Here is a 20049-nt window from a genome sequence, read left to right as displayed (position 1 = left end):
TGAACGCGAACGACAGGGCGATAGCGAGCTTTACCATGCTCGGCCACGGCCTCGTCCACTGGTTCGAGATGTCGATCCCCATCTTCCTGGTTGTCTGGCGTGACGACCCCGGCGCATCAGTGTTGCTCGCTGGGCTGGTCATCGCCCTCGGCTACGCCCCGTTCGGAATGGGCGCGCTCCCCGGCGGCATCCTCAGCGACCGGTTCGGTCCGAAGCGACTGATCCTCACCTCGTTTGCTGGGATGAGCCTCTCCTTTCTCGTGCTCGCGCTCGCATCGTCGATGGTCACCATCGCCGTCGCGCTCGTCTGCTGGGGAATTGCAGCGAGCGTCTACCATCCCGCTGGCAACGCACTGATCAGCACCGGCGTCGAGAGTCGGGGAACCGTCTTCGCGTACCACGGAATGGCCGGAAACGCGGGCATCGCACTCGGACCGTTCGTGACCGCGACGCTTCTGATCGCCTTCGAGTGGAACCTCGTCGCGGCGGTGCTCGCAGTTCCCGGCATCGTCGCGCTGCTCTATGGTCTCACGGTGAACTTCGATCCAACCGCGGCGAGCGCGGAGGACGTCGAAGCCAGCGGCACCGCGCTGACGCTTCCGACCTTTCTGCAAAACTCGAAGAAGTTGCTCGCGAGTGCCTTTCTGGTCGTGTTCGTCCTCGTCACCTTCGAGGGGCTGTTCTATCGGGGCGTGCTGACCTTCCTGCCGGAGATACTCCACGACCTGCAGGCGATCGAAGGCGTCAACCTCGGCGGCCAACTGGAGGGCGTGTCCCCGGCCGACTACGTCTTCGTCGGCCTGCTCGTCGTCGGGATGGCCGGGCAGTACGTCGGCGGAAAGCTGACAGACCGGATCCCTGTCGAGCGCGGCCTCGTCGCAATCTTCGGCATCCTCGCTGCGCTTGTCCTCGTGTTCATTCCAGTCTCGGCGCTCGGTCTCGCACCGCTTCTCGTCCTGTGTGGCCTCCTCGGATTCTTCCTCTTTGCCATCCAGCCGTTCTATCAGGTCGCCGTCGCGCTGTACACACCTGCCGACACTCGCGGACTCTCCTACGGGTACGTCTACCTCGCGGAGTTCGGGTTCGGCGCGAGCAGCGTCGCAATCGGCGGCTTCCTGCTCGGTGCGTATCCGCTCGGCGTCTTCTTCGCCGTCCTCTCGGTGTTTGCCCTCGTCGGCGGGTCGCTCGCGCTTCTGTTGGTCGTCGGCCACGATGGGCTGGCAATCCTGCCCGATACCGAACGCGAACCGTCTGACTGACCTACACGCGACGGCTTTCGAAAACCCACAACTTTACCGCCGGTCCGATAAATCCAGCATGGATGGATCTCGTCGAGAAGTATCAGACGGCCTTCGTTCTCGTGGCCATCATCGGTGGACTCGCACTCGGACAGGTGTCCGGGGTTTCCCGACTCGCAGACCGGCTGATACTTCCATTCCTGATGGTGATGTTGGTCGCCACCTTTGCTGGCGTCTCGCTGGCGCGACTTCGCGGCGCGTTCGGAAATCGCCGCGTCGCCGGGTCGAGCCTCCTCGTCAACTTCGTCTGGAATCCACTGCTCGCTGTCCTGCTCGGCTTTCTGTTCCTTCGAGGGCATCCCGCCCTCTGGGTCGGACTCATCATGCTGCTGGTGACGCCCTGTACCGACTGGTATCTCATCTTCACCGACACCGCAGACGGGGACGTGCCACTCGCAACGTCGCTTCTGCCGTACAATCTCGTCTTGCAGTTGGTTCTCCTTCCGGTGTATCTGTACGTGTTTGCGGGGACACTGGTCGACCTCCCGCTGCATCTCCTGTTCGAGAGTGTCGTGCTCGTGCTCGTCGTGCCACTCGTCCTCGGAGGGATTCTCCGTCGGGGCTTGGTTCAACGAAAGGGGCGCGAGTGGTTCACAGCGCAGTTTCTCCCGATACTAAGCCCGGTTCAGATCATCTTCTTGAGTCTCGCAATCGGGGCGATGTTTGCCTCACAGGCCGAGGTGGTTCTCGAACACACCGGGTTGCTTGCACGTATTGGACTTCCGGTCGCTGCGTTCTACGCGGTCAATCTCGGTGTCGGCTTCGGGGTGAGTCAGTTGCTCTCCTTTTCCTACGCCGAGATGGTGTGTTTCAACAACACGATCCTCTCCCGAAATTCCCCGACGGCGCTCGCGATCGCTGTCGTCGCATTTCCGAACGAACCGCTAATCGCGCTTGCGCTCGTCATCGGCCCACTGCTGGAACTGCCGATGCTCGGCGTCATCGCTCGAATCCACGTCGGAATCAGAGAGCGTGCGTGGTGGCCCTTCGATCTATCCAGTCTCGGTCACCGGGACTGAACAGTTCCCTCGATTTCAAAAACCACAGGGTACATTTGGCTCGTTCGCCAGTCACCTGTATGGAGTGTGCGGCCCGACTGCACCGCGAGGCACGCGAGACGAACCAGCGACGCCTACTGGTGCTGTCGGGGGATGCACCGAACACACGAGCGGCGGCGACCGACCTGTTCGACGAGACCCAGATCGATCCGGCACAGACGACCTACGTCGGCCCTGCAGAGGCGCTGCCGGTCGAGACACTCGACCCCAGACAGGCGACGCAGTTACTCGGGACGACTCGGGAGTGTATCGTGCTCGACTGTCACGAGCGGTGTGAGCCGAACGCGCTCGGGCAACTCGTCGGCGCAGTCGACGGCGGCGGCCTCTTCGTCTTGCTCACTCCGCCGCTCGACTCGTGGCCGGACACCCGTGACGAGTTCGACCAGTCGCTCGCAGTCCTGCCCTTCGAGGCCGGAGACGTCACCGGTCATTTCAGATCGCGGCTGGTGTCGACGCTCCGGGCGCATCGGGGTGTCGCGATATACGACGTCGACAGCGAGCAGTTGGTTGCAGACGGACTCACCGATCCGCCGCAACGTCGCCCACGACCGGAGCCAACACCCCCAGACGACCCGCAGTTTCCGCCCGAAGCCTACGAGGCCTGTCTCACGCAGGACCAGGTCGACACCGTGTCCGATTTCGAGCGACTCCGTGGTGCGGGAACCGCGCTCGTCGTCGAGGCCGACCGCGGACGGGGAAAGTCGAGCGCGGCGGGCATCGCGGCGGCCGTACTGGCCGAGTCCGGTCTCGACATTCTGGTCACCGCTCCGTCACAGCGGACCGTTCGGCCGTGTTTCGAGCGAGCGGGGGAACTACTCGAAACACGTGGAGTCCTGATCGACCGCGAAACGAACCCACAGCGACTCGAAACCCCTGCTGGAACGATCCGGTACGAACCGCCCGCCGTCGCCGCGTCGCTTCCGGATGACCCCGACCGAGTGATCGCCGACGAGGCCGCGGCGGTTCCCGTTCCGATACTCGAATCGCTCCTCGACGCCCCGGGGGCGGCGTTCACGACGACGATTCACGGCTACGAGGGGACCGGGAGAGGGTTTGCGGTCCGGTTCCGTGAGCGACTGGCGGAGTCGTCGTTTGCTATCGAGCGCAGACAGATGAGCGAACCGATACGATACGAGGCAGGCGACCCGGTCGAAGTCTGGTCGTTCCACGCGCTTGCACTCGACGCTCGCCCGCCAGTCGAGCAATTGGTCTCCGACGCCAGCCCCGACACCGTCGTCTACCGGGAGTTCGACGGTGCGGAACTGCTCGGGGACGAACACCTCCTCCGTGCGGTGTTCGGGTTGCTCGTGGTCGCCCACTACCGAACTGAACCGAACGACCTGGCGCGCATGCTCGACGCTCCGAACGTCTCGGTCTGTGCGCTCTGTCACGACGGCTATCCCGTCAGCGTCGCGCTGCTCGCCCGAGAGGGCGGCCTCGACGAGCGAATCCGGGCACGGACCTACGAGGGTGGTGACTTGCAGGGACACATGCTCCCGGACGTTCTGATGGGACAGTTGCGCGACGAGGACGCAGGCGAGCCGGTCGGACAGCGTGTCATGCGAATTGCGACCCACGACGTCGTGCGTTCGCGCGGCCTCGGGTCGGAACTGCTCTCGCAGGTTCGGGCTCGCTGTGAGGCTGACTGGCTCGGCGTCGGCTACGGCGCGACGCCCGAACTGGTCTCGTTCTGGACGGCGAACGGCTTCCGACCGGTTCACGTCTCGACGACCCGCAACGAGCGAAGCGGCGAACACTCCGCGCTCATGCTCGACCCGATCTCGACCGCGGGCCGGGAACTGTTCGACCGACACGCGCGGTGGTTTCGCCGTCGCCTGCCCGCGACGCTCTCGGATCCGCTGTCCGACCTCGACCCGGACGTGGTGCGAGCGGTCTGTCGAGCGATCGCTGACCCGCCAGCGCTCGCTCTCGACAAGATGGAGTGGAAGGTTGCGGCCGGACTCGCACACGGCGTCTCGATTGTCGAGACGGCCCCCCGCGGCGTGCGACGACTCGTCTATCACCACCTCGTCGCGCAAACCGCGAATCTGTCAGATACGCAGGAACGACTGCTCGTCCGACGTGTTCTGCAGGCACACGACTGGGCGTCGGTCGCGGATGCGCTGGGATTTACGTCCACGCCCGAGTGTAAGCGCTTCTTCGGCAACACCGTCGACGTACTCGTCGGCGAATACGGTCCCGACTGGGTTCGGTCCGAACGAAAGCGGTTCGGATAAGGCACTCCGCACAGAACTGGCGGCCGTGACTCTTGTGTTGGCTCTCTCCAGTTCCGACCCACTCGTCGTGGCCGTCGTCGGAGCGCTTTTCGGGGGCGTGCTCGTGACGCTTGCCGACCGCGGCCTAGGATCTGTTCTCTCGCTTGCTGGTGTGCATCTCTACTGGTACTCGACGGACTTTTCCGAGCCATCGACGCTGATCGTGGCTGGCCTCACGATGGCGGGGGTCCTCTCGCTCGTCGGAACACTGTTCGGAGAGACAGTCGCAGAGCGGTTCGGTCGCCCGTCCCGACTCAGTATCGGACTTGCTGGTCTCGCAGGGGTCGTTTTGCTCGCGCTGTCGGCTCCGATAGCGGGACTCGGTGTCGCGCTCCTCGTCGTCTTTCTCGTCGAATACCGGCGCAAGCGGCGGGTCGGATCCGCGACGGCCGTGGTGTTTGCCACTGTCGTCGGTTCGATTGCCACCAGAGACGTTCGCGTTCTCCTGACCGGGAGCATCCTCGCCGTGATGCTCGTGGTGCTCTTTCTGTAGCCGATAGCTCTTTTTGACTCAGCCCGTAGATGTGGTATGGAGTGTGCCGTCGAGGACTGTGACAGCGAGGCGACCTTCGAGTTACACATCCCGTGGGCGGAAAACGAGTACGTCTGCGCGGGCCACGCCCGCGTTCGAGGGCGCGAGGAGGGAGTCGTCGCTGATCCACTCGATACGGCCGGAGATGCGCTACCGGACGGTGCAGACCAGCCCTAGAGCTTCGTCGCCAGCATTACCTCGTCGACGTCCTCCCCATTCATGCGGTAGTGGGCCTCCCGAACTGCCTCGATTTCCCAGCCGCGAGACTGCAGAAACTCGATTGCCACCTCGTTTGTCGCGGGGATCTGATTGTAGATTTTCTCCAGCCCCTGCTTGCTCGCCCATTCGAGGCCGCGTTGGAGCAGGTGGCTGCCGATACCGTTCCCTCGATACTCTTCGAGCACCCCGACAGTGAGCTCTGCGGTGTGGCTCAGCTTGTCGAGATCCGTATGCTTGAGATGCACCCAGCCGACCACCTCGTTGTCGACGGTTGCGACGAAGAACATCCGCGATTCGATCTCGTTGTGGCGGATCAACACCCCCTCGTTGTCGACCACGTCGGCGACCGTCTCGGCTTTGACGTACTCGCCGCCGCCGATCGCCTCTCGAATCGCGCCGACGAGTCCCGTCAGGTCCTCCTCACGGGCCTGCCGAATCGTGAAGGAGACGTCGTCAGTCTCGAACTCCTCCTGTGCGCCCGCGTCGAACGCGACACGGATCTTTCCGTCCACCTCTTCGAGGACCTGATTTCGCTTGAGGATCGCCACGTGATGCCCGAACGCTCGTCGGTCCATCTGAAGCGTCTCCCGGACCGTTTCGGTATCAGTCGCCCCCGACCGCTCCACGTACTCGTAGATATCTCGCCTGTCTTTGTGGTCGAACTTCGGCTTCTGCGCGACTTCCATGCATAGTGATACCACACCACCCCACTTAGTAGTTCAGGGTTGATCATGATCGAATCGTCGGCGTTCGGTTTGGCCGTGCAGAGACGAGTCTCACGAGCAACGAAGCGGAGAACAGACGGACGGGTCAGGTGCGTTCGGGAACGCCAGTCAGGATCTGTGCCACGTCCTTGATGTTGTGGGTATCCACCAGCAGTTCTGCCGCTTCGCGGACGGTGAAGGCCGCGTCGATGTCGACGCCGTAGCAGGCGGCGTACAGCTCCAGCCAGTCGTTCATCGCGTTTTCGAGCGCGTTGTACTCGTCGGGCGGGAAGTGAACCATCAGTCCGCCGGTTCGCGCTTCGACGTACAGCGAGACGGCGGGGCCAGCACCCTCGCGGAGATAGGACATCGCCTTCGTCTCGGCGGGCGGGTCCTCCGGCGACTCGAAGGCGGCACAGTCGTCTGTCGCCTCGTCTGCGAGCGTCCAGACCCGCTCGTGGAATCGCTGTTCGACGGACATCTATCCTTGCTTGTACTCGACGCCCTTGCCGCCGCTCGGGTGCTCCCAGTGAGTGTCCGCGACGACCGCACAGGTGCCACACTCGACACAAGGCTGGGTGTCGAGGCTTACCTTCTTCTCCTCGGTCCCGTTTGTCTTGACCGTCTCCTCGCGGTAACAGCCACCGCCGAAGCCCTCTGCGCTGACCGGACAGGCGGTGACTGCGGTGCCAGAGGCCTCGAAACTGTTGTCGAGCACTTCGATATGCGGGTCGCCGACGTTGTAGGTCAGGTCGCCGATCCGGTCGTCGAGTTCCGGTGGCTGGATGTCGTTTTCCCCCTCGACCGGGTCGCCAAGCACTTCGGCGATCCGTTCGGGAACGGTGACATACGAGAATCGCGTGTCCGGAACCATCCCCAGCACGAACGGCGAGTTGAAGGCCCGTTCGAGGACGCCACCGAAGAGTTTGATTCCCGCCGTGCCGACTGGTGAGTTCACCAGGCCGCCCTGTACCTTGTTGAGGACGGAACTCTCCGTGACACGATGGGTCGCCCGGTAGCGACTCGGGCGCAGTTTCTTCATCACGCCCTCCTCGTTGAGTTTCTGCTCGTAGAGGTCGCCCGCGGCGTCGGTGTTACCGCGAGTTTTGGCCTCTGAAAATGCCTCTGCAGCGAGTCCGCCCGCGCTGACAGCGTGGTTCATCCCCTTGATGATCGGGCCCTGTGCCTGCATCTGTCCAGCGGCGTCACCGACCAGCAGGAGTCGGCCCCGGTGTGGGGAGGGATGAGCGACCTTCTTCGAGTCAGGAACGAGTTTCGCGGCGTACTCGTGTTCCTCGTACTCGCCCTGGAACCACTGGTCGAGCAGCGGATGCGTCAGGAGGTTGTCGAGCAGTTCGTGCGGTTCGGCCCGCTTCTCGGCGAGTGAATCGAGGTGGAACACCGTTCCGATAGACAGCGAATCCTCGTTCGTGTAGAGGAAGCCGCCGCCGCGGACGCCGTCGAAGAGGTCACCGCCGAACAGATGTGCGACGCCCTCGCCGTCGTCGATGTCGAATCGGTCGTTGACGGCGCTGGGTTCCATGTCGACGACTGCCTTGACGCCCTGGAACCAGTCTTCGGGTTCCTCCCAGTCCATCAGTCCGGCGTCCCGTGCGAGCTCCGAGTTGACGCCGTCGGCAGCGATGACGACGTCGGCTTTGATCGGGTCGAGTTCGTCACACGTGACGCCGACAATCTCTCCGCCTTCACGGAGGAGTCCGTTGACCCGAACGTCGGTCAGCAGGCCGCCGCCGGTCTCTCGGGTCTTCTCGTGGACGCGCTCGGCCAGCCACGAGTCCATCTTCCGGCGAAGCACAGCGTCACACCACTCCGTGTCGTGATGGTGTATCCGGTTCAGGTCGAACGTCTTGACCTTCTCTCCGGCGATGTTGTGCATGTAGTACTCGTCGACCGGGCGCTCCGCCGCCGCCTCCCGGAAGCCCGGAAACAGGTTGTCGATGGTGTAGGGGGCGGATTCCTCCCCGTAGATGAGTCCACCGGAGACGTTCTTCGAACCGGCGTCGACGCCACGTTCGAGAACGAGCGTCTCGATGTTTTGCTCTGCCAGTGCTGCTGCCGCCGCTGCGCCGCCGGGACCCGCGCCCACGACGACGGCCTCGTAGTGTTCGTACTCAGTCATCGCTTACCTCCGCAATCGCTCGCTCCAGCGTACCGGTCTCCAGTGCTTCTGTCAGTCGCGGCAACACCTCGAAGAGATCACCCTCGATGAAGTAATCCGAGAAGTCCCGGATGTCCGCGTCGGGGTCGGTGTTGATCGCGACGATCGTCTCGGATTCGTCCATGCCGACCTTGTGCTGTACCGCGCCGGAGATGCCCGCCGCGATGTAGAGGTCAGGTTCGACGACCTGCCCGGATTCGCCGATCTGTCGTTCCTCGGTGATGTACTGGTCGACGTGACCGCCGAACTCGTAGGAGGCGGTGATGACACCGCGCGAGAGGCCGAATCCGGCGTCGTCGAACGCGTCGGCCAACTCCAGTCCGAGTTCGATCCCTTCGGTCGGGTCCTGCCTGTCGATGCCCCGACCCATCGCCACGATGACGTCGTGCCCGGTCAGGTCGACGCCATCGTCGAGTTGGTCGTAGTCGGTGACTTCGATCTGGAACCAGTCCTCGGGCAGTTCGATGTCGTGTTCGACGATTTCGCCCTCGCGGTCGTAGTCCGGTTCCGGCAGGTCGAACGTGCCGGGGATGATGCTCGCACCCTGCGGGTGGAAATCGCGGAACGGCTTGTCGATACAGAGAATCGTCGAGTACTCGAAGCCCGAGAAGTCCGGGCGGGGCATGTGGAGCACGCGCTCGAACTCGACGTTGTCCCCCGGCTTTCCGGTCTTGGCCGGGTTCGAGATCATCGCCTCCTCGATGTAGAGGTCCGAACAGTCGGAAGCGAGTCCGGAGTCGAGTTCACCCTGGACCAGCGCCGACAGGTCACGCCCGTTGTGCGTCGCCGGGAAGATGTTGTATCGCGGTTCGTGGTAGTCCCGCCAGTCCTGCTCGAAGTCCCGGCACATGTGGCAGACGATTTCCGTGTACGGTTTGTGCCGGAACCGTCCGAGCCTGTCGTCCTCGTGATAGACGACCCGATCCGCGCCGTACGCGACGGCTTCCTCCGCGAGGTCACCGATGTCGTCACCGACGATGACGGCAACCACCTCCTCGGAGGAGCCCTCCTCGTCGCCGCCGTAGGCACCGTCGGCGCTCTCGGGATCGCTGTTGTACTCGTCCATCAACTCGCGGGCTTTCCCGAGCATCTCCTTCGAGACGTCGATGAGTTCGCCCTGCTGGGTCTCACAGTAGACCCACATGTCCCGATAGCGCTCGCCGGAGACGCCCTCGACGTACTGCTTGTCGGCAGTCGGATGCGTCAGGTCGGGATACTTCTCCTCGGGCGGGACGTATTCGAGTTCCTCGCCGTCGTCCTCGCTGCCCTCGATCGATTCGATGCGGTTCTCGATCTGGCTGATAGCACCCTTGCGCTCTTTCCCGTCTCGTTCGCGTTCCAGCAGGTCTTCAAGCAGGTCGACATCGTCGATGTCACGAACCATGTTCGCCACGTCGGCGACCGTCAAGTCGGTCAGATCGACCGACTCGGGGTCGACCTCCTCGTCTTCCTCCTCGAGTGTTTCGATGCGGTTCTCGATGAGCGTCTTGACCGGCGTCCGGTCCTCACCGCCTTCTTCGAGTTCCAGCATCTCCCTCAGTTCGTCGACGTCGTCTATCTGGTTGACCTCCGGGCCGAGTTCCGAAATCTCGTGTTCAGTTGGGTCGATTTCCGGCATTATCAATCACCTGTTGCAAACTCGCTCATTTCCTCGAACACGGCTTCCATCCCTTCCTCGTCGTTGGGGTCTATCAGCATCGCGTCGCGCTCGGAGGGGCCTTTCGGGATCGGGTCGACCCCGGCGACGATAGTGGGAGAGCCATCGAGACCGATGAAATCGGGATCGAGGTTGAGCGCATCGTGATTCCAGACGGTCACGTCCTCCTCTAAGTCAATATCTGCTGCTCGCTGTTTGGTTTCTTCGCGCAGGTCCTTGTACCGCAGGCGGTGGTCCGCTTTCCGGTAGTTCGCCTCGAACTCCGGGTCGGTGACAATAAACGCTGGCAGATCCGCCTCGATGGTCTCTATCTCGGAGATGTCCCCCTCAACGAGTCGCTTCGCGCGGACAGTCCCCTCGTCCTCATCGACTTCCAGCGAGATGACGTGCGTGATGAGCGGTCTGTCGGTCAGGTTCTCGTTGATGTCGATACACCAGTTCGTCTGCGGGCCGGTGTGACCTGTCTCGCCGTCTGCGGTCTTGAAGCCCGCGAAAATCAGGTCCGGCTCAGATTCGAACTGTTCGATCCCCGTGGCGACAGTCATCGCTGTCGCCCAGGTGTCCGCTGCTCCCATCTCTCTGTCGCTGAGCAGATAGAGGTCGTCGGCGTAGATGTCCTCCATCCCTTCCTGCAGGATCTCCTTGTATCCGGGCGGACCCATGCTCATCAGCGATACGTGACCGCCCTCTTTGACTTTTGTCTCCAGCGCTGCTCTGAGTGCGATCTTGTCGTTGGGGTTCATCACCGTCGGCGTCTTGCCGCGTTCCAGGTGTCCGTCCTCGTCGAAGGAGACTTTCCCTTCGCGAAAATCCGGAACCCCTTTGGTAAGTACAACCATGTCCATTTCTATCACGTCCTATGTGAGATGGATACCCAAAGGCTGGTAAGTGTTTCGTCACCACGTCCCAAGACCTGTGGGTGTCCGCTCACTTCAAGCGTTCTGAGGGCGTTGCTCCACAAGAGTAGTCGGCTGCTAATCAACGGCTGACCCCCGGTAGCATCCGCAAGAAGAGTGGAACAGTCAGATACGACCCGCTCGGCTGGGGTCGACGTCGATAGCGTCGACGGGACAGACGTCAACACAGAGCATGCAGTCGATACACTGGTCTTCGTGTGTGGGGTGGGCCTTGATCTCACTTTCAGGGTGTCCGGGCGTATCGACCCACTCGAAGACGTCGACAGGGCAGTCTTCGAGACAGGCCCCGTCAGCGATACAGATGTCGAAATCGACCGCCACGTGTGTCCCGTGAATCCCCTGCTTTTCCTCGGTCAGTTCCTCACCGTCGGGCGACCAGATTGCCACGTTGTTGTCGTCTTCGTCGATCTTCTCGTAACTCTCCTCGAACTCCGGGTCGATTGCCATGGTACATATAGCCACACCGGGAGAGTACTTAAAGCTTTGATACTGTCGGCTGTCCGTGCGTACACATATTCGCCATCCTGGGTGGCGAAGTATGTTCGAAATGGAACAGCCGACAGTACGAGTGCGTTCCCAAACCGCATCGAGTCAGGCGATCAGTCCGACCAGCAGATACGCACAGAAAAACGTGACTGTCGCACCGGCGAGCGAGCGGCCGACGCGGTATCCGACGAGTGAGCGGTCGAGGCCCTGTGTCAGCCCGGTCGAAAGTGCGGGCAACAGCACTGCGAGGACGAGCACGTACCAGCCGACGATAGCGCCGAGCCACGGTATCGACTGCCCACCCTCGATGAGTCCAGTTCCGATCCCGTCTGCGAGCGCGACTGTCGCGCCAGCGACCATCGGCCCGAAGAGTGCGCCCGTCGTCGAGAGCGTCCGACAGACGTGAGAGAGACTGTGTCGCGCGTCCTGCTCGATGCGACGCAAGTCGTCGACGTGGTCTGCGAGCATGAGGAGCGCGCTCCCGGCCGGACGCCCTTCGTTCGCTCCGAGAGACAGTAGTGCCATCGACCCGCTGATGCGTCGGCTCGGCAGGTCTTGAAGGACGCCGTACTCACCCAGAAAGGCCTCTCGAACTCCGATCTGCAACTGTCTGGTCTGTCTCGCTCCGTCCGCAAGTGTCTCCCCGAGCGGCCCATCCAACTCGGTCGCTGTCCGGGCGATTGCCGTTTCGACCGCGCGGCCATTCGCCACCCGTCGACCCACGAGCGCGACCGCATCTGAGAGTTCAGATTCCGCGTCCCGGATCCGCTCGTAGACGCCGATCACCGGGCGATAGGTCATCCAGAGCGCACTGCCGGTACTGATCCCGAGTGCCGCAACTGGAGGCCCCCAGGCTGGCGCGAGACGGCCGGTCACGACCCACGCGAGACACCCCAGAAGCAGTCCGAGTCCGGCTGCCACCGGACGCCTGTCGGGAACATCGGGATGCGCCGTCGTCACGTTCGGCGGCGGAAACGCGACCGGTCGTCGCGAGAGCAGCCACACTGAAACGACGAGACACAGTGCCGGGAGGAGGATGCCGTAAATCAGCGCGACCGAAAGCGGCGTCACCGAAAGCCCGGCGGCCCCAGCCGCTGGCAACAGCGCGATCAGAGCGATTGGCAGAAGGACGCCGAACGCGTAGAGTGCGGTCGCGGGCGCACGGATCTGCGAGGCGAACGCGTTCATCTGTTCGCGAGTGCCTTCGAGTACGACATCGAGCGCGCAGTCGAGTAATCGCTCACGGTCGTCCGCCGACGCAGACCCTGCGGCGTGTATCAGGGCAAACGACCGGCGGACCGACGGAAACAGGTCGCCCCACTCCTCGCCGAACGTCGAAAGCCCGGAGTTCGCGGTGTGGCGGGCCTGCCTGACGTGCCGGGAGAGATTTTGTGCGAGCGCACTCTCGCCCGTCGACGCGGTGAACGTCGCGGCACGCTCCGGGGCTGGCGACAGACGCATTCGAAGGACCGTTCGCGCGACCAGATCCGGTGCGGCCCCGAGCGCGTTCGTCCGGCGAGCGGTCGCCCAGAGCTTCGGAAGGGCGCTGACGCCGTATGCGACACCCGATCCGAGTGCGAGTGCGGCCAACGCTCCCGCGAGCCGAAACTGGCGCAAAAAAAGTAGCGCGATACAGAGACCGAGTACCCCGACCAGCAACCCGGCACCGTATCCCGCTCTGCGGACACGCGATGGCGTCAGATTCCAGCCGAGTACGGACAGCGCAGTCCCCAGGCCCTCGTCAGACTCGACGGGGCGGGGATAGAGATGCGCGAGCGCGAGATAGACTCGTTCGACCGCGTTCCGGTCATTTTCCTCGCGGTTGGATGGCACGCGATCGATTCGGTCGGACCATCCCCCTGCTGGATCAGTTCGGTCAGTCTCGTTCATCGTCGCTCGTGGGCATCCGTCACATCTCTGCCGCTGGTTCTGTCCTGTGCTGCGAGGTTGGAGAGCAACCGCTCACGTCGGTCGAGTCTGTCGCGGACATCTGCGTACGTCTCTGCCGGATCGGCGAGGCTATTGACCAACGCACTCTCGCCTCGCTCGATCTGTCCAGTCGGAACCAGTCCGTCCGCTGTCCGCTCGAACAGCGCCTCGAAGGCCGCAGGTTCGCCGCCCCGAACCGATTCGAGGCAGCGAACCTGTCGCCGTCCGTCCTTTCCTTGTTCGAGCGTGACGAGCAGATCGGTCACGCCAAAGGAAGACGGAGCGACGCCGAGGTCGTTCACGACGCGCTCGTAGACGTCCTCGCCCCCGTCACCGTGGATCGTTCCGAGTACGGCCTCGCTGTGTGCCCCGACCCGCATCGCTTCGTACAGCACGCTTGCTTCCTCGCCGCGGACTTCCCCGACCACGAGCGCGCCGTCACCGAGTCGAAGCGCCGTCCTGAGCGTCTCTGCGGGTGAGAGTTCCTCGCTGTCAGTACTTGCTTGGAGCGACTGCACGTCGCGTCCAGTTGTCTGAAGCGCGGCGACGGGCAACTCCGGCGTGTCCTCGATGACGACTGTTCTGACGGCGGGTGGCAACTCCCAGAGCAACGCCGAGAGCATCGTCGTCTTGCCCGCCCCGCGCGGACCGGCAAGCAGCACGGAACGGCCGCGCTCGACTGCGACCGACAGCACTGCTGCCGCTCGTGCCGAAATCGTGTCGTTTTCCACGAGCGCTGGCACCGTCCAGACGGTTCGGTCGTGTGCGCGAAACGCGAAGGCAGTGCCGTCGCTTGTCGGGTCAGTCACTGCCGCGACGCGGACGCGCCTGTCAGAAATCTGGGTCTGTGAATCTAACGTCGGATCCGCCCGCGAGAGTGCCCGTCCGCTCTCACGGCGAAAGCGAGAGGAAAGCGCCGCGACGCCCCGGTCGGTCAGCCTGACGTTCGTCGCGAGCGACTGGCCATCGACTGTCACTCTGAGCGGGTTCGCGGCCGCAGGCGCAGTCACGAACGCGTCCGACAGGTTCGGGTCGGCGAACAGATCCGCGAGTAACCCGTAGCCGTGTGCGTGTTTTTCGAGAACGGTGCTGACGCGCTCGACGCGCAACTCGTTCTCGTCTGGGATCTGGCCACCGTCACGTCGGTCGCTGACGACATCCCGAACCGCCCGAGCGGGCGCACGCGAACCGCCCTCGTAGGTGCCTCGTGCCAGCCGTTCGTAAGCATCCCCCAGTACGTCGAGTTCGACGGCTGAGAGGTCACTCTCCAGTGGGGTGAGATGATACTGCTCCCGCCCCGAGGAACGTTCGTATCGGCGGACCGTCGCTCCCGTATCGAGGTCACGAACGGACGCGAGCGTGGCATCCGGGGGCGGTGCCCGTTCGACGCGCCAGCGACTGACAATCGGGCCGACAAACGGCGCAAGAAGCGTCTCGACTTCGGACGCTTCCGCAGTACTCTCTGCGAGACCCGTCTCTGCGGCAATCTCTGACACTGCGTCCGCTCGTCCCGTCGCCTCCCGCGCCGCGGCGATCGGATTTCGTTTCGTTCGCTCACACAGGCGCGCGTCGTGAAACGACACCGCCTCGGCGAATCGACCGGCCGCGAGGAGTTTCGCGGCGGCCGCATCTTCGTATGCGCGAACGAGTCCGTCAGTCTTCGTTCGAATCGCCTGAGCGTCCCGGCCCATGAGTGCAGTGATGACCGTCTCACGACACTCCGGAACCGATTCGATGCGGCCATCTCCGGGACACTCCCGGGCGTCGACGACCAGCGTGTCGTCCTCGAACTCGGGCGTGCAGGCACAGCCGTTCGACTCGCGCTCGTCGAAGACTGATCCGACAACAGTCCGAACGCGCTCAGGTAGTTCGACCATGGGGCGTCTGGTCGCGGTATCTGACTTAAACGTCAGCACGCTTGACCCTGATCGAGCCGTCTGGCTGCATCTGCAAGACGAGGCGATGACGGCCCCCATCGTGCAGTTGTAGGGAACCGGCGACTGGCCGCAGGTCGACGGCCGACAGGTGTCGCGTCTGTTCACTGCCGCCGCTGACTCGCCACCGAACGGTCCCGGTATCGACAACTGTGAGTCGGTCGATGTCCGCGCTCGCCCAGCCTTTCGTGGGAAGTCTGAGTATCATCGTCGTCCGAGCGCCGCTCGTTCCCGCTGGCGGCGGGTCGTTTCGCTCCTGCAGCGTCTTCGCTACCGTTTCGAGCGTCTCGAACTCGCTCGCGATGCGCTGATCGCTGTACTGAACGCGTGCAGTCTCGACGGCCGGGACGGCGATTGCAAACAGCGCGACGGCGAGCGACACTGCGAGGACCACCCGAAGCATTACAGCAACTGTCGGATGCGTTCGAGCGGTCCGGACCCCCCGTTCGTGGCGCTCGGTTCCGGCTGGAGGGGGTCGTCCGACTCGGAAGTGGCTCCGAACGGATCGTGCCCGCCCGTGTTACCGGTGTCTGTGCTGTTCGCCCCGGTACTGGTCGCTCCGGCGTGGACTCTCTCACTGTTTGTTCGTGGCCGACCACATTCTCCACATCGTCGTTCGTGCGTGTCACGTGCCCCGTTGCTCGCGAGATGTATCGACGCTTGCTCTCGTCGCCCGCTGTTGGGTTGCAATCGTTCATCAGAGCTGTCATCCCTGTCGGTCGATGCGTCCCGCGTCTCCGCTGACCGATTGCGGCTGCAGTCGGTTTCTCGCCGGTCGCGTTCGTCTGGATCTCGGTCATTCAGGCGCTCTTCGAGCGATTCGACCTTCGAGAGTGCCGCATCCGCCCTGTCTTCGACATCGCAGTTGACCGAGCGGATGTTGCCAACGTAGCCCCGTAGCGCCTGCGTTGCCCCGTCGAGTTCGTCGACGCGGCGTTCGATTTCTGCGATCTGTGTCTCGATAGCGTCGAGTCGCGCCGTGACCTCTCCGGCCTCGGCGAGTGCAGAGAGATCGCCGTCGCCGTCAGTCACCGCCCGCTCCAGTGCGTCGACACGGTCTTCGAGCGCGTCGTCCATAGCGCGGGATGGTCGCGCCTTCACACTTGAACCCTCGCCGACGAGAGACAGACTGTGGCGTCCGGCGAGACGTAGTGCTTATCTGCCGGGTCGGCAAAGAGTACGCCGATGAGAGTTATCGGTCTCGTCGGCCTTCCCGGGAGCGGAAAGAGCGAGGCGGCCGCCGTCGCGCGCGAACTCGACATTCCCGTCGTCACGATGGGCGATGTGATCCGCGCGGAGTGTCGCGACCGCGGTCTGGATCCGGCGAGCGAACACGGAGCGGTCGCGAAAGCGCTTCGCGAGGAGAACGGCCCCGCCGCAATCGCCGAGCGGTCGCTTCCAGTCATCGAGCAACAGCTTGAGGATAGCGAGACAGTCGTCGTCGACGGCATCCGCTCGGAGGTCGAAGTGACGCAGTTCGAGGCGGCGTTTGGCGATGACTTTCGACTGGTGAGCATCGAAGCGCCCTTCGAGACGCGGGCGGAGCGACTCGACCTGCGCGGCCGTGATGTAGACGCGTCCGAGGGGGGCGAATCGCTCGAAGACCGAGACGAACGCGAACTCGACTTCGGGATGGGAAAGGCGATCGAACAGGCGGACCTGACGGTCGAAAATACCGATTCGCTCGAGTCCTTTCGAGAGCAGATCCGCGAGATACTGCTCGAATCTGAGGCCGAAAACGCATGATCTACAGCATCGACGTCGAGATTACGACCCCAGTTCGAGACACGGAAGTCACCGACAGAGTCGAAGATGCAGTTCACAACATCTTCCCTGACGCTGACCTCGAGTTGCGCCACGGGGAGTTGCGTGGGACAGTTCACGACCTCGAACAGTTCTCGGAACTGCTCCACCGTCGCGAAATTCTCGACACTGCCCGCGGCGTGTTTTTCGACAACAGGCGCGGGAACGGCTTTTCGTTTCAGCTGAAAAAGCAGGCTGCCTTCCAGGGCGTCGTCAACTTCGTCGCTGACGAACCGGGTGAACTCGGTGCGATCAGCGTCCGCGTTCGCGTCGAAGAGCCAGACGTCGAGGCGTTCATCGATCACATCGCGCCGCCGACCGAAGACGGGAAGCCCGTCGACCCAGACTCCCGCTAATCGGTGTCAGTCAATCGCCCGTACCCCAACGTACTTGCCCAATCACGTGATCGATCCCACCGATGAGTGAGTCCGTTCCGGACGATTCAGACCGGATTTCCGAACGGGTCCGGGCGATCGAACCACAGGGGATCCGCGAGATGTTCGAACTCGCGACCGAGCAGGACGGCGACCTCGTCCACCTGGAGTTTGGTGAACCCGACTTCGACACGCCGGACCACATCGTCGACGCCGCACACGCTGCCGCGAGTGAGGGCATGACGAACTACACCTCGAACGCTGGGGTTCTGGAACTCAGGCGAGCTATCGCGGACCATCTCGCTCGTGATGGTGGCCCCAGACCAGATCCCGAGTCCGAAGTCGTCGTCACGAACGGGGGCGTCGAGGCGATCCATCTCGCGATCCACTCGGTTGCAGATCCCGGTGACGAGGTGGTCGTTCCCACACCGACGTGGCCCAATCCAATCTCACAGGCGCGACTCGCCAGCGCCGTCCCCGTCGAGGTGCCGATGCCCGCCGAGGATGGGTTCGTTCCCGATGCCGACCGGATCATCGATGCGATTGGTCCGAACACCGCAGCCGTGCTGCTGACCTCCCCCTCGAATCCGACCGGGCGCGTCGTTCCACCTGCGGTCGTCGAGCGAGTCGCCGAAACCGCGGCCGACTACGATGCTTTTGTCATCGCTGACGAGGTGTATCGGAGTCTCACCTACGAGGAGACGCCGCCGCGAGCGGCGGCCGTGACCGACCGCGAGGAGTGGGTACTCACAGTTGGATCCGTCTCGAAAGCCTACGCAATGACGGGCTGGCGCGTCGGCTGGCTCGCCGGACCGCCGGACGTGCTCGCGCAGGTGACGAAAATCCACGAGAGTACGACGTCCTGTGTGAATACACCCGCCCAGTACGCTGCCATCGCCGCGCTCACTGGACCGCAGGATCCACACGAGGAGATGCTCGACGCCTTCAGCGCGCGCCGTGCATTCGTCTTCGACCGTCTCGGTTCGTTGCCAGTCGTCTCTGCGACCCGACCGGAGGGGGCGTTCTACGCGTTCGTCGACGTGAGCGACCTCCCCGGGTCGAGCGCCGATATCGCCAAGCGTCTGCTCACCGAGTACGGCGTCGTGACTGCTCCCGGATCGGCCTTCGGTGCTGGCGGCGAGGGGTTCCTTCGGCTCAGTTTCGCAAACAGCATGGATCGACTCGAACTCGGGCTGGACCGACTCGAATCGATGGTCAGAACCGAATCAGTGTGAAAATTAGTCACCGAACGGGTTGCCGCCGCCACCCATCCCGCCGGGGCCACCCGGCCCGCCGCCCTGTTGCATCTGCTTCATCATCCGCTCCATGTCGCCCTCGCCCATGCCCTGGAACTGCTTGAGCGTCTGGGCCATCATCTTGTGCTGTTCGAGAAGTTCGCGGATGCGCTCCTCGGGTTTGCCGGACCCGCGCGCGATACGTTTCGTTCGGCTCGCACCGACGACACGTGGGTTTTCGAGTTCCTCCTCAGTCATCGAGTCCATGATCACCTCGAAGTCGCGCATGCGCTCCTCGGTCATGTCCATCGCGTCGTCCGGGAGTTGGTCCATCATGCCACCGCCCATCCCGGGAATCATGTCCATCACCTGATCGAGTGGGCCCATCCGGTTCATCGCCTCCATCTGCTTGCGCAGGTCGTGGAGGGTGAACTGCCCCTCCATGATGTCTTCAGGCTCCCAGTCGTCGTCGTCCTCCTCGCGGGCCTCCGCCATCGCCCGCTCGACGCGCTCGGCGAGTTGCTCGATGTCACCCATGCCGAGCAGTCGGGAGACGAAACTCGACGGCTCGAAGCGCTCGATGTCCTTGACTGTCTCACCGGTGCCGAGGAAGGCGATAGTCGAGTTCGTCTCGTTGACCGCAGCGAGCGCGCCGCCACCTTTCGCCGTCCCGTCGAGTTTCGTGATGGCGACGCCGTCGATACCGATCGCTTCCTCGAACTCCTGGGCCTGGTCTTTCGCGCTCTGGCCCATCGCCGCGTCGAGCACCAGGAGGTTGCGGTCGGGATTCACCGCGCTTGCAATCCGTTCGATCTGCTCGATGAGTTCCTCGTTGAGACCGTCCCGTCCCGCGGTGTCCACGATGCGGACGTCTGCGTCCGCCGTCGCTTCGAGGCCATCGGTCGCTATCTGTACCGGGTCGTCTTCGTCGGGGTCGCCGTAGAAGTCGACCTCGGCGTTCTCGGCCATCTGCTTGGACTGGTCGTACGCACCGGGTCGGTCGGTGTCAGTCTGGATGATCGCAGGGCGGAGCCCCTTCTTCGAGAACCACCACGCCATCTTTGCCGCGGTGGTGGTCTTCCCCGACCCGTAGAGACCGGCGAGCATGATCGTCTGCTCTTCGAGGGGCAACTCGGTCGACTCGCCGACCAGATCGACCAGCTCCTCGTAGACGATGCGCAGCACCCAGTCTCGCGGGGACGTGCCAGCGGGCGGTTCCTCGTCCAGCGCGCGGGATTTGATGCTGTCTGAGAGGTCCTGAACGAGCGCAATATCGACGTCGGCTTGGATGAGCGACCGCTGAATCTCCTTGACGACGTCGTCGACGTCCTCCTCGGAGATGCGGGACTTCCCGCGGAGGTTGTCGAGCGTACTCCGGAGGGAGCTACCGAGATCGTCGAGTACCATTTGCCGCTAGTACGAGACCGGAGGGGGTAAAGCCTTGTTCT

General features: G+C 63.4%; 19 protein-coding genes. 8 read left to right on the top strand and 11 right to left on the bottom strand.

What is annotated here, in order from left to right:
* Positions 1 to 35 precede the first annotated feature (35 nt).
* The 5 genes from ACMGFL_RS07370 (at position 36) to ACMGFL_RS07350 (ending at position 5341) form a co-directional block, all read left to right on the top strand.
* Positions 36 to 1259 carry an MFS transporter gene (locus ACMGFL_RS07370; RefSeq protein ID WP_436936428.1) on the top strand — a complete coding sequence of 408 codons (1224 nt, stop codon included), beginning with the start codon at positions 36 to 38 and terminating at the stop codon, positions 1257 to 1259.
* A gap of 62 nt (positions 1260 to 1321) precedes the next feature.
* Positions 1322 to 2317, top strand: a complete 996-nt coding sequence (locus tag ACMGFL_RS07365; RefSeq protein ID WP_436934889.1) for an arsenic resistance protein — start codon at positions 1322 to 1324, stop codon at positions 2315 to 2317.
* Positions 2318 to 2376: 59 nt separating this feature from the next.
* Positions 2377 to 4593 (top strand): tRNA(Met) cytidine acetyltransferase TmcA, encoded by a 2217-nt coding sequence (tmcA, locus tag ACMGFL_RS07360; protein WP_436934888.1) that lies wholly within the window; start codon positions 2377 to 2379, stop codon positions 4591 to 4593.
* Between the two features lie 25 nt (positions 4594 to 4618).
* On the top strand, positions 4619 to 5125 hold the full coding sequence (locus ACMGFL_RS07355) for a DUF456 family protein (RefSeq protein WP_436934887.1): 507 nt from the start codon (positions 4619 to 4621) through the stop codon (positions 5123 to 5125).
* Between the two features lie 36 nt (positions 5126 to 5161).
* Positions 5162 to 5341, top strand: a complete 180-nt coding sequence (locus tag ACMGFL_RS07350) for a DUF8014 family protein (RefSeq protein ID WP_436934886.1) — start codon at positions 5162 to 5164, stop codon at positions 5339 to 5341.
* Here the strand turns inward: ACMGFL_RS07350 and ACMGFL_RS07345 are convergent.
* The 10 genes from ACMGFL_RS07345 to ACMGFL_RS07300 form a co-directional block, all read right to left on the bottom strand.
* Positions 5338 to 6069: a GNAT family N-acetyltransferase gene (locus tag ACMGFL_RS07345; RefSeq protein ID WP_436934885.1), complete on the bottom strand. Its 732-nt coding sequence runs from the start codon at positions 6067 to 6069 to the stop codon at positions 5338 to 5340. The genes ACMGFL_RS07350 and ACMGFL_RS07345 overlap by 4 nt on opposite strands.
* Before the next feature lie 124 nt (positions 6070 to 6193).
* A complete protein-coding gene (locus tag ACMGFL_RS07340) occupies positions 6194 to 6568 on the bottom strand; it encodes a DUF8055 family protein (protein WP_436934884.1) in 375 nt (124 codons plus the stop codon).
* Positions 6569 to 8227 (bottom strand): FAD-dependent monooxygenase, encoded by a 1659-nt coding sequence (locus ACMGFL_RS07335; RefSeq protein ID WP_436934883.1) that lies wholly within the window; start codon positions 8225 to 8227, stop codon positions 6569 to 6571.
* Complete coding sequence (locus ACMGFL_RS07330) at positions 8220 to 9884, bottom strand: electron transfer flavoprotein subunit alpha/FixB family protein (RefSeq protein ID WP_436934882.1); 1665 nt, start codon at positions 9882 to 9884, stop codon at positions 8220 to 8222. Before ACMGFL_RS07330 ends, ACMGFL_RS07335 begins: the two co-directional genes overlap by 8 nt.
* Before the next feature lie 2 nt (positions 9885 to 9886).
* Complete coding sequence (locus ACMGFL_RS07325; protein ID WP_436934881.1) at positions 9887 to 10768, bottom strand: electron transfer flavoprotein subunit beta/FixA family protein; 882 nt, start codon at positions 10766 to 10768, stop codon at positions 9887 to 9889.
* A 177-nt stretch (positions 10769 to 10945) separates the two neighbouring features.
* Positions 10946 to 11287, bottom strand: coding sequence for a 4Fe-4S dicluster domain-containing protein (locus ACMGFL_RS07320; protein ID WP_436934880.1), 342 nt, complete (start codon positions 11285 to 11287; stop codon positions 10946 to 10948).
* Positions 11288 to 11431: 144 nt separating this feature from the next.
* Positions 11432 to 13216 (bottom strand): type II secretion system protein, encoded by a 1785-nt coding sequence (locus ACMGFL_RS07315; RefSeq protein ID WP_436934879.1) that lies wholly within the window; start codon positions 13214 to 13216, stop codon positions 11432 to 11434.
* Complete coding sequence (locus tag ACMGFL_RS07310; protein WP_436934878.1) at positions 13213 to 15132, bottom strand: ATPase, T2SS/T4P/T4SS family; 1920 nt, start codon at positions 15130 to 15132, stop codon at positions 13213 to 13215. Before ACMGFL_RS07310 ends, ACMGFL_RS07315 begins: the two co-directional genes overlap by 4 nt.
* Before the next feature lie 25 nt (positions 15133 to 15157).
* Complete coding sequence (locus ACMGFL_RS07305) at positions 15158 to 15592, bottom strand: DUF7311 family protein (RefSeq protein WP_436934877.1); 435 nt, start codon at positions 15590 to 15592, stop codon at positions 15158 to 15160.
* Positions 15592 to 16266, bottom strand: a complete 675-nt coding sequence (locus tag ACMGFL_RS07300) for a DUF7310 family coiled-coil domain-containing protein (protein ID WP_436934876.1) — start codon at positions 16264 to 16266, stop codon at positions 15592 to 15594. Before ACMGFL_RS07300 ends, ACMGFL_RS07305 begins: the two co-directional genes overlap by 1 nt.
* 108 nt (positions 16267 to 16374) lie before the next feature.
* Between ACMGFL_RS07300 and ACMGFL_RS07295 the strand changes: the two genes are divergently transcribed.
* The 3 genes from ACMGFL_RS07295 (at position 16375) to ACMGFL_RS07285 (ending at position 18601) form a co-directional block, all read left to right on the top strand.
* On the top strand, positions 16375 to 16935 hold the full coding sequence (locus ACMGFL_RS07295) for an AAA family ATPase (protein WP_436934875.1): 561 nt from the start codon (positions 16375 to 16377) through the stop codon (positions 16933 to 16935).
* A complete protein-coding gene (locus tag ACMGFL_RS07290) occupies positions 16932 to 17348 on the top strand; it encodes an RNA-binding domain-containing protein (protein ID WP_436934874.1) in 417 nt (138 codons plus the stop codon). The genes ACMGFL_RS07295 and ACMGFL_RS07290 overlap by 4 nt, the downstream gene beginning before the upstream one ends.
* A gap of 62 nt (positions 17349 to 17410) precedes the next feature.
* Positions 17411 to 18601: a pyridoxal phosphate-dependent aminotransferase gene (locus tag ACMGFL_RS07285; protein ID WP_436934873.1), complete on the top strand. Its 1191-nt coding sequence runs from the start codon at positions 17411 to 17413 to the stop codon at positions 18599 to 18601.
* A 3-nt stretch (positions 18602 to 18604) separates the two neighbouring features.
* On the opposite strand, the gene ACMGFL_RS07280 is transcribed toward ACMGFL_RS07285, so the two are convergent.
* Positions 18605 to 20008, bottom strand: a complete 1404-nt coding sequence (locus ACMGFL_RS07280; RefSeq protein WP_436934872.1) for a signal recognition particle protein Srp54 — start codon at positions 20006 to 20008, stop codon at positions 18605 to 18607.
* Positions 20009 to 20049 lie beyond the last annotated feature (41 nt).

This window comes from Halovenus marina, from assembly GCF_051414115.1.
GTDB lineage: Archaea > Halobacteriota > Halobacteria > Halobacteriales > Haloarculaceae > Halovenus > Halovenus marina.
The sequence above is the reverse complement of the archived record's forward strand: the minus strand, read 5'-3'. Positions and strand labels throughout refer to the sequence as shown.

Excerpts from the sequence above, each read along its gene's own strand:
- ACMGFL_RS07370 (WP_436936428.1), top strand. The coding sequence starts at position 36 with ATGCTCGGCCACGGCCTCGTCCACTGGTTCGAGATGTCGATCCCCATC.
- ACMGFL_RS07365 (WP_436934889.1), top strand. The coding sequence starts at position 1,322 with ATGGATCTCGTCGAGAAGTATCAGACGGCCTTCGTTCTCGTGGCCATC.
- tmcA (WP_436934888.1), top strand. The coding sequence starts at position 2,377 with ATGGAGTGTGCGGCCCGACTGCACCGCGAGGCACGCGAGACGAACCAG.
- ACMGFL_RS07350 (WP_436934886.1), top strand. The coding sequence starts at position 5,162 with ATGGAGTGTGCCGTCGAGGACTGTGACAGCGAGGCGACCTTCGAGTTA.
- ACMGFL_RS07345 (WP_436934885.1), bottom strand. The coding sequence starts at position 6,069 with ATGGAAGTCGCGCAGAAGCCGAAGTTCGACCACAAAGACAGGCGAGAT.
- ACMGFL_RS07340 (WP_436934884.1), bottom strand. The coding sequence starts at position 6,568 with ATGTCCGTCGAACAGCGATTCCACGAGCGGGTCTGGACGCTCGCAGAC.
- ACMGFL_RS07335 (WP_436934883.1), bottom strand. The coding sequence starts at position 8,227 with ATGACTGAGTACGAACACTACGAGGCCGTCGTCGTGGGCGCGGGTCCC.
- ACMGFL_RS07330 (WP_436934882.1), bottom strand. The coding sequence starts at position 9,884 with ATGCCGGAAATCGACCCAACTGAACACGAGATTTCGGAACTCGGCCCG.
- ACMGFL_RS07325 (WP_436934881.1), bottom strand. The coding sequence starts at position 10,768 with ATGGACATGGTTGTACTTACCAAAGGGGTTCCGGATTTTCGCGAAGGG.
- ACMGFL_RS07320 (WP_436934880.1), bottom strand. The coding sequence starts at position 11,287 with ATGGCAATCGACCCGGAGTTCGAGGAGAGTTACGAGAAGATCGACGAA.
- ACMGFL_RS07315 (WP_436934879.1), bottom strand. The coding sequence starts at position 13,216 with ATGAACGAGACTGACCGAACTGATCCAGCAGGGGGATGGTCCGACCGA.
- ACMGFL_RS07310 (WP_436934878.1), bottom strand. The coding sequence starts at position 15,132 with ATGGTCGAACTACCTGAGCGCGTTCGGACTGTTGTCGGATCAGTCTTC.
- ACMGFL_RS07305 (WP_436934877.1), bottom strand. The coding sequence starts at position 15,592 with ATGCTTCGGGTGGTCCTCGCAGTGTCGCTCGCCGTCGCGCTGTTTGCA.
- ACMGFL_RS07300 (WP_436934876.1), bottom strand. The coding sequence starts at position 16,266 with ATGGACGACGCGCTCGAAGACCGTGTCGACGCACTGGAGCGGGCGGTG.
- ACMGFL_RS07295 (WP_436934875.1), top strand. The coding sequence starts at position 16,375 with ATGAGAGTTATCGGTCTCGTCGGCCTTCCCGGGAGCGGAAAGAGCGAG.
- ACMGFL_RS07290 (WP_436934874.1), top strand. The coding sequence starts at position 16,932 with ATGATCTACAGCATCGACGTCGAGATTACGACCCCAGTTCGAGACACG.
- ACMGFL_RS07285 (WP_436934873.1), top strand. The coding sequence starts at position 17,411 with ATGAGTGAGTCCGTTCCGGACGATTCAGACCGGATTTCCGAACGGGTC.
- ACMGFL_RS07280 (WP_436934872.1), bottom strand. The coding sequence starts at position 20,008 with ATGGTACTCGACGATCTCGGTAGCTCCCTCCGGAGTACGCTCGACAAC.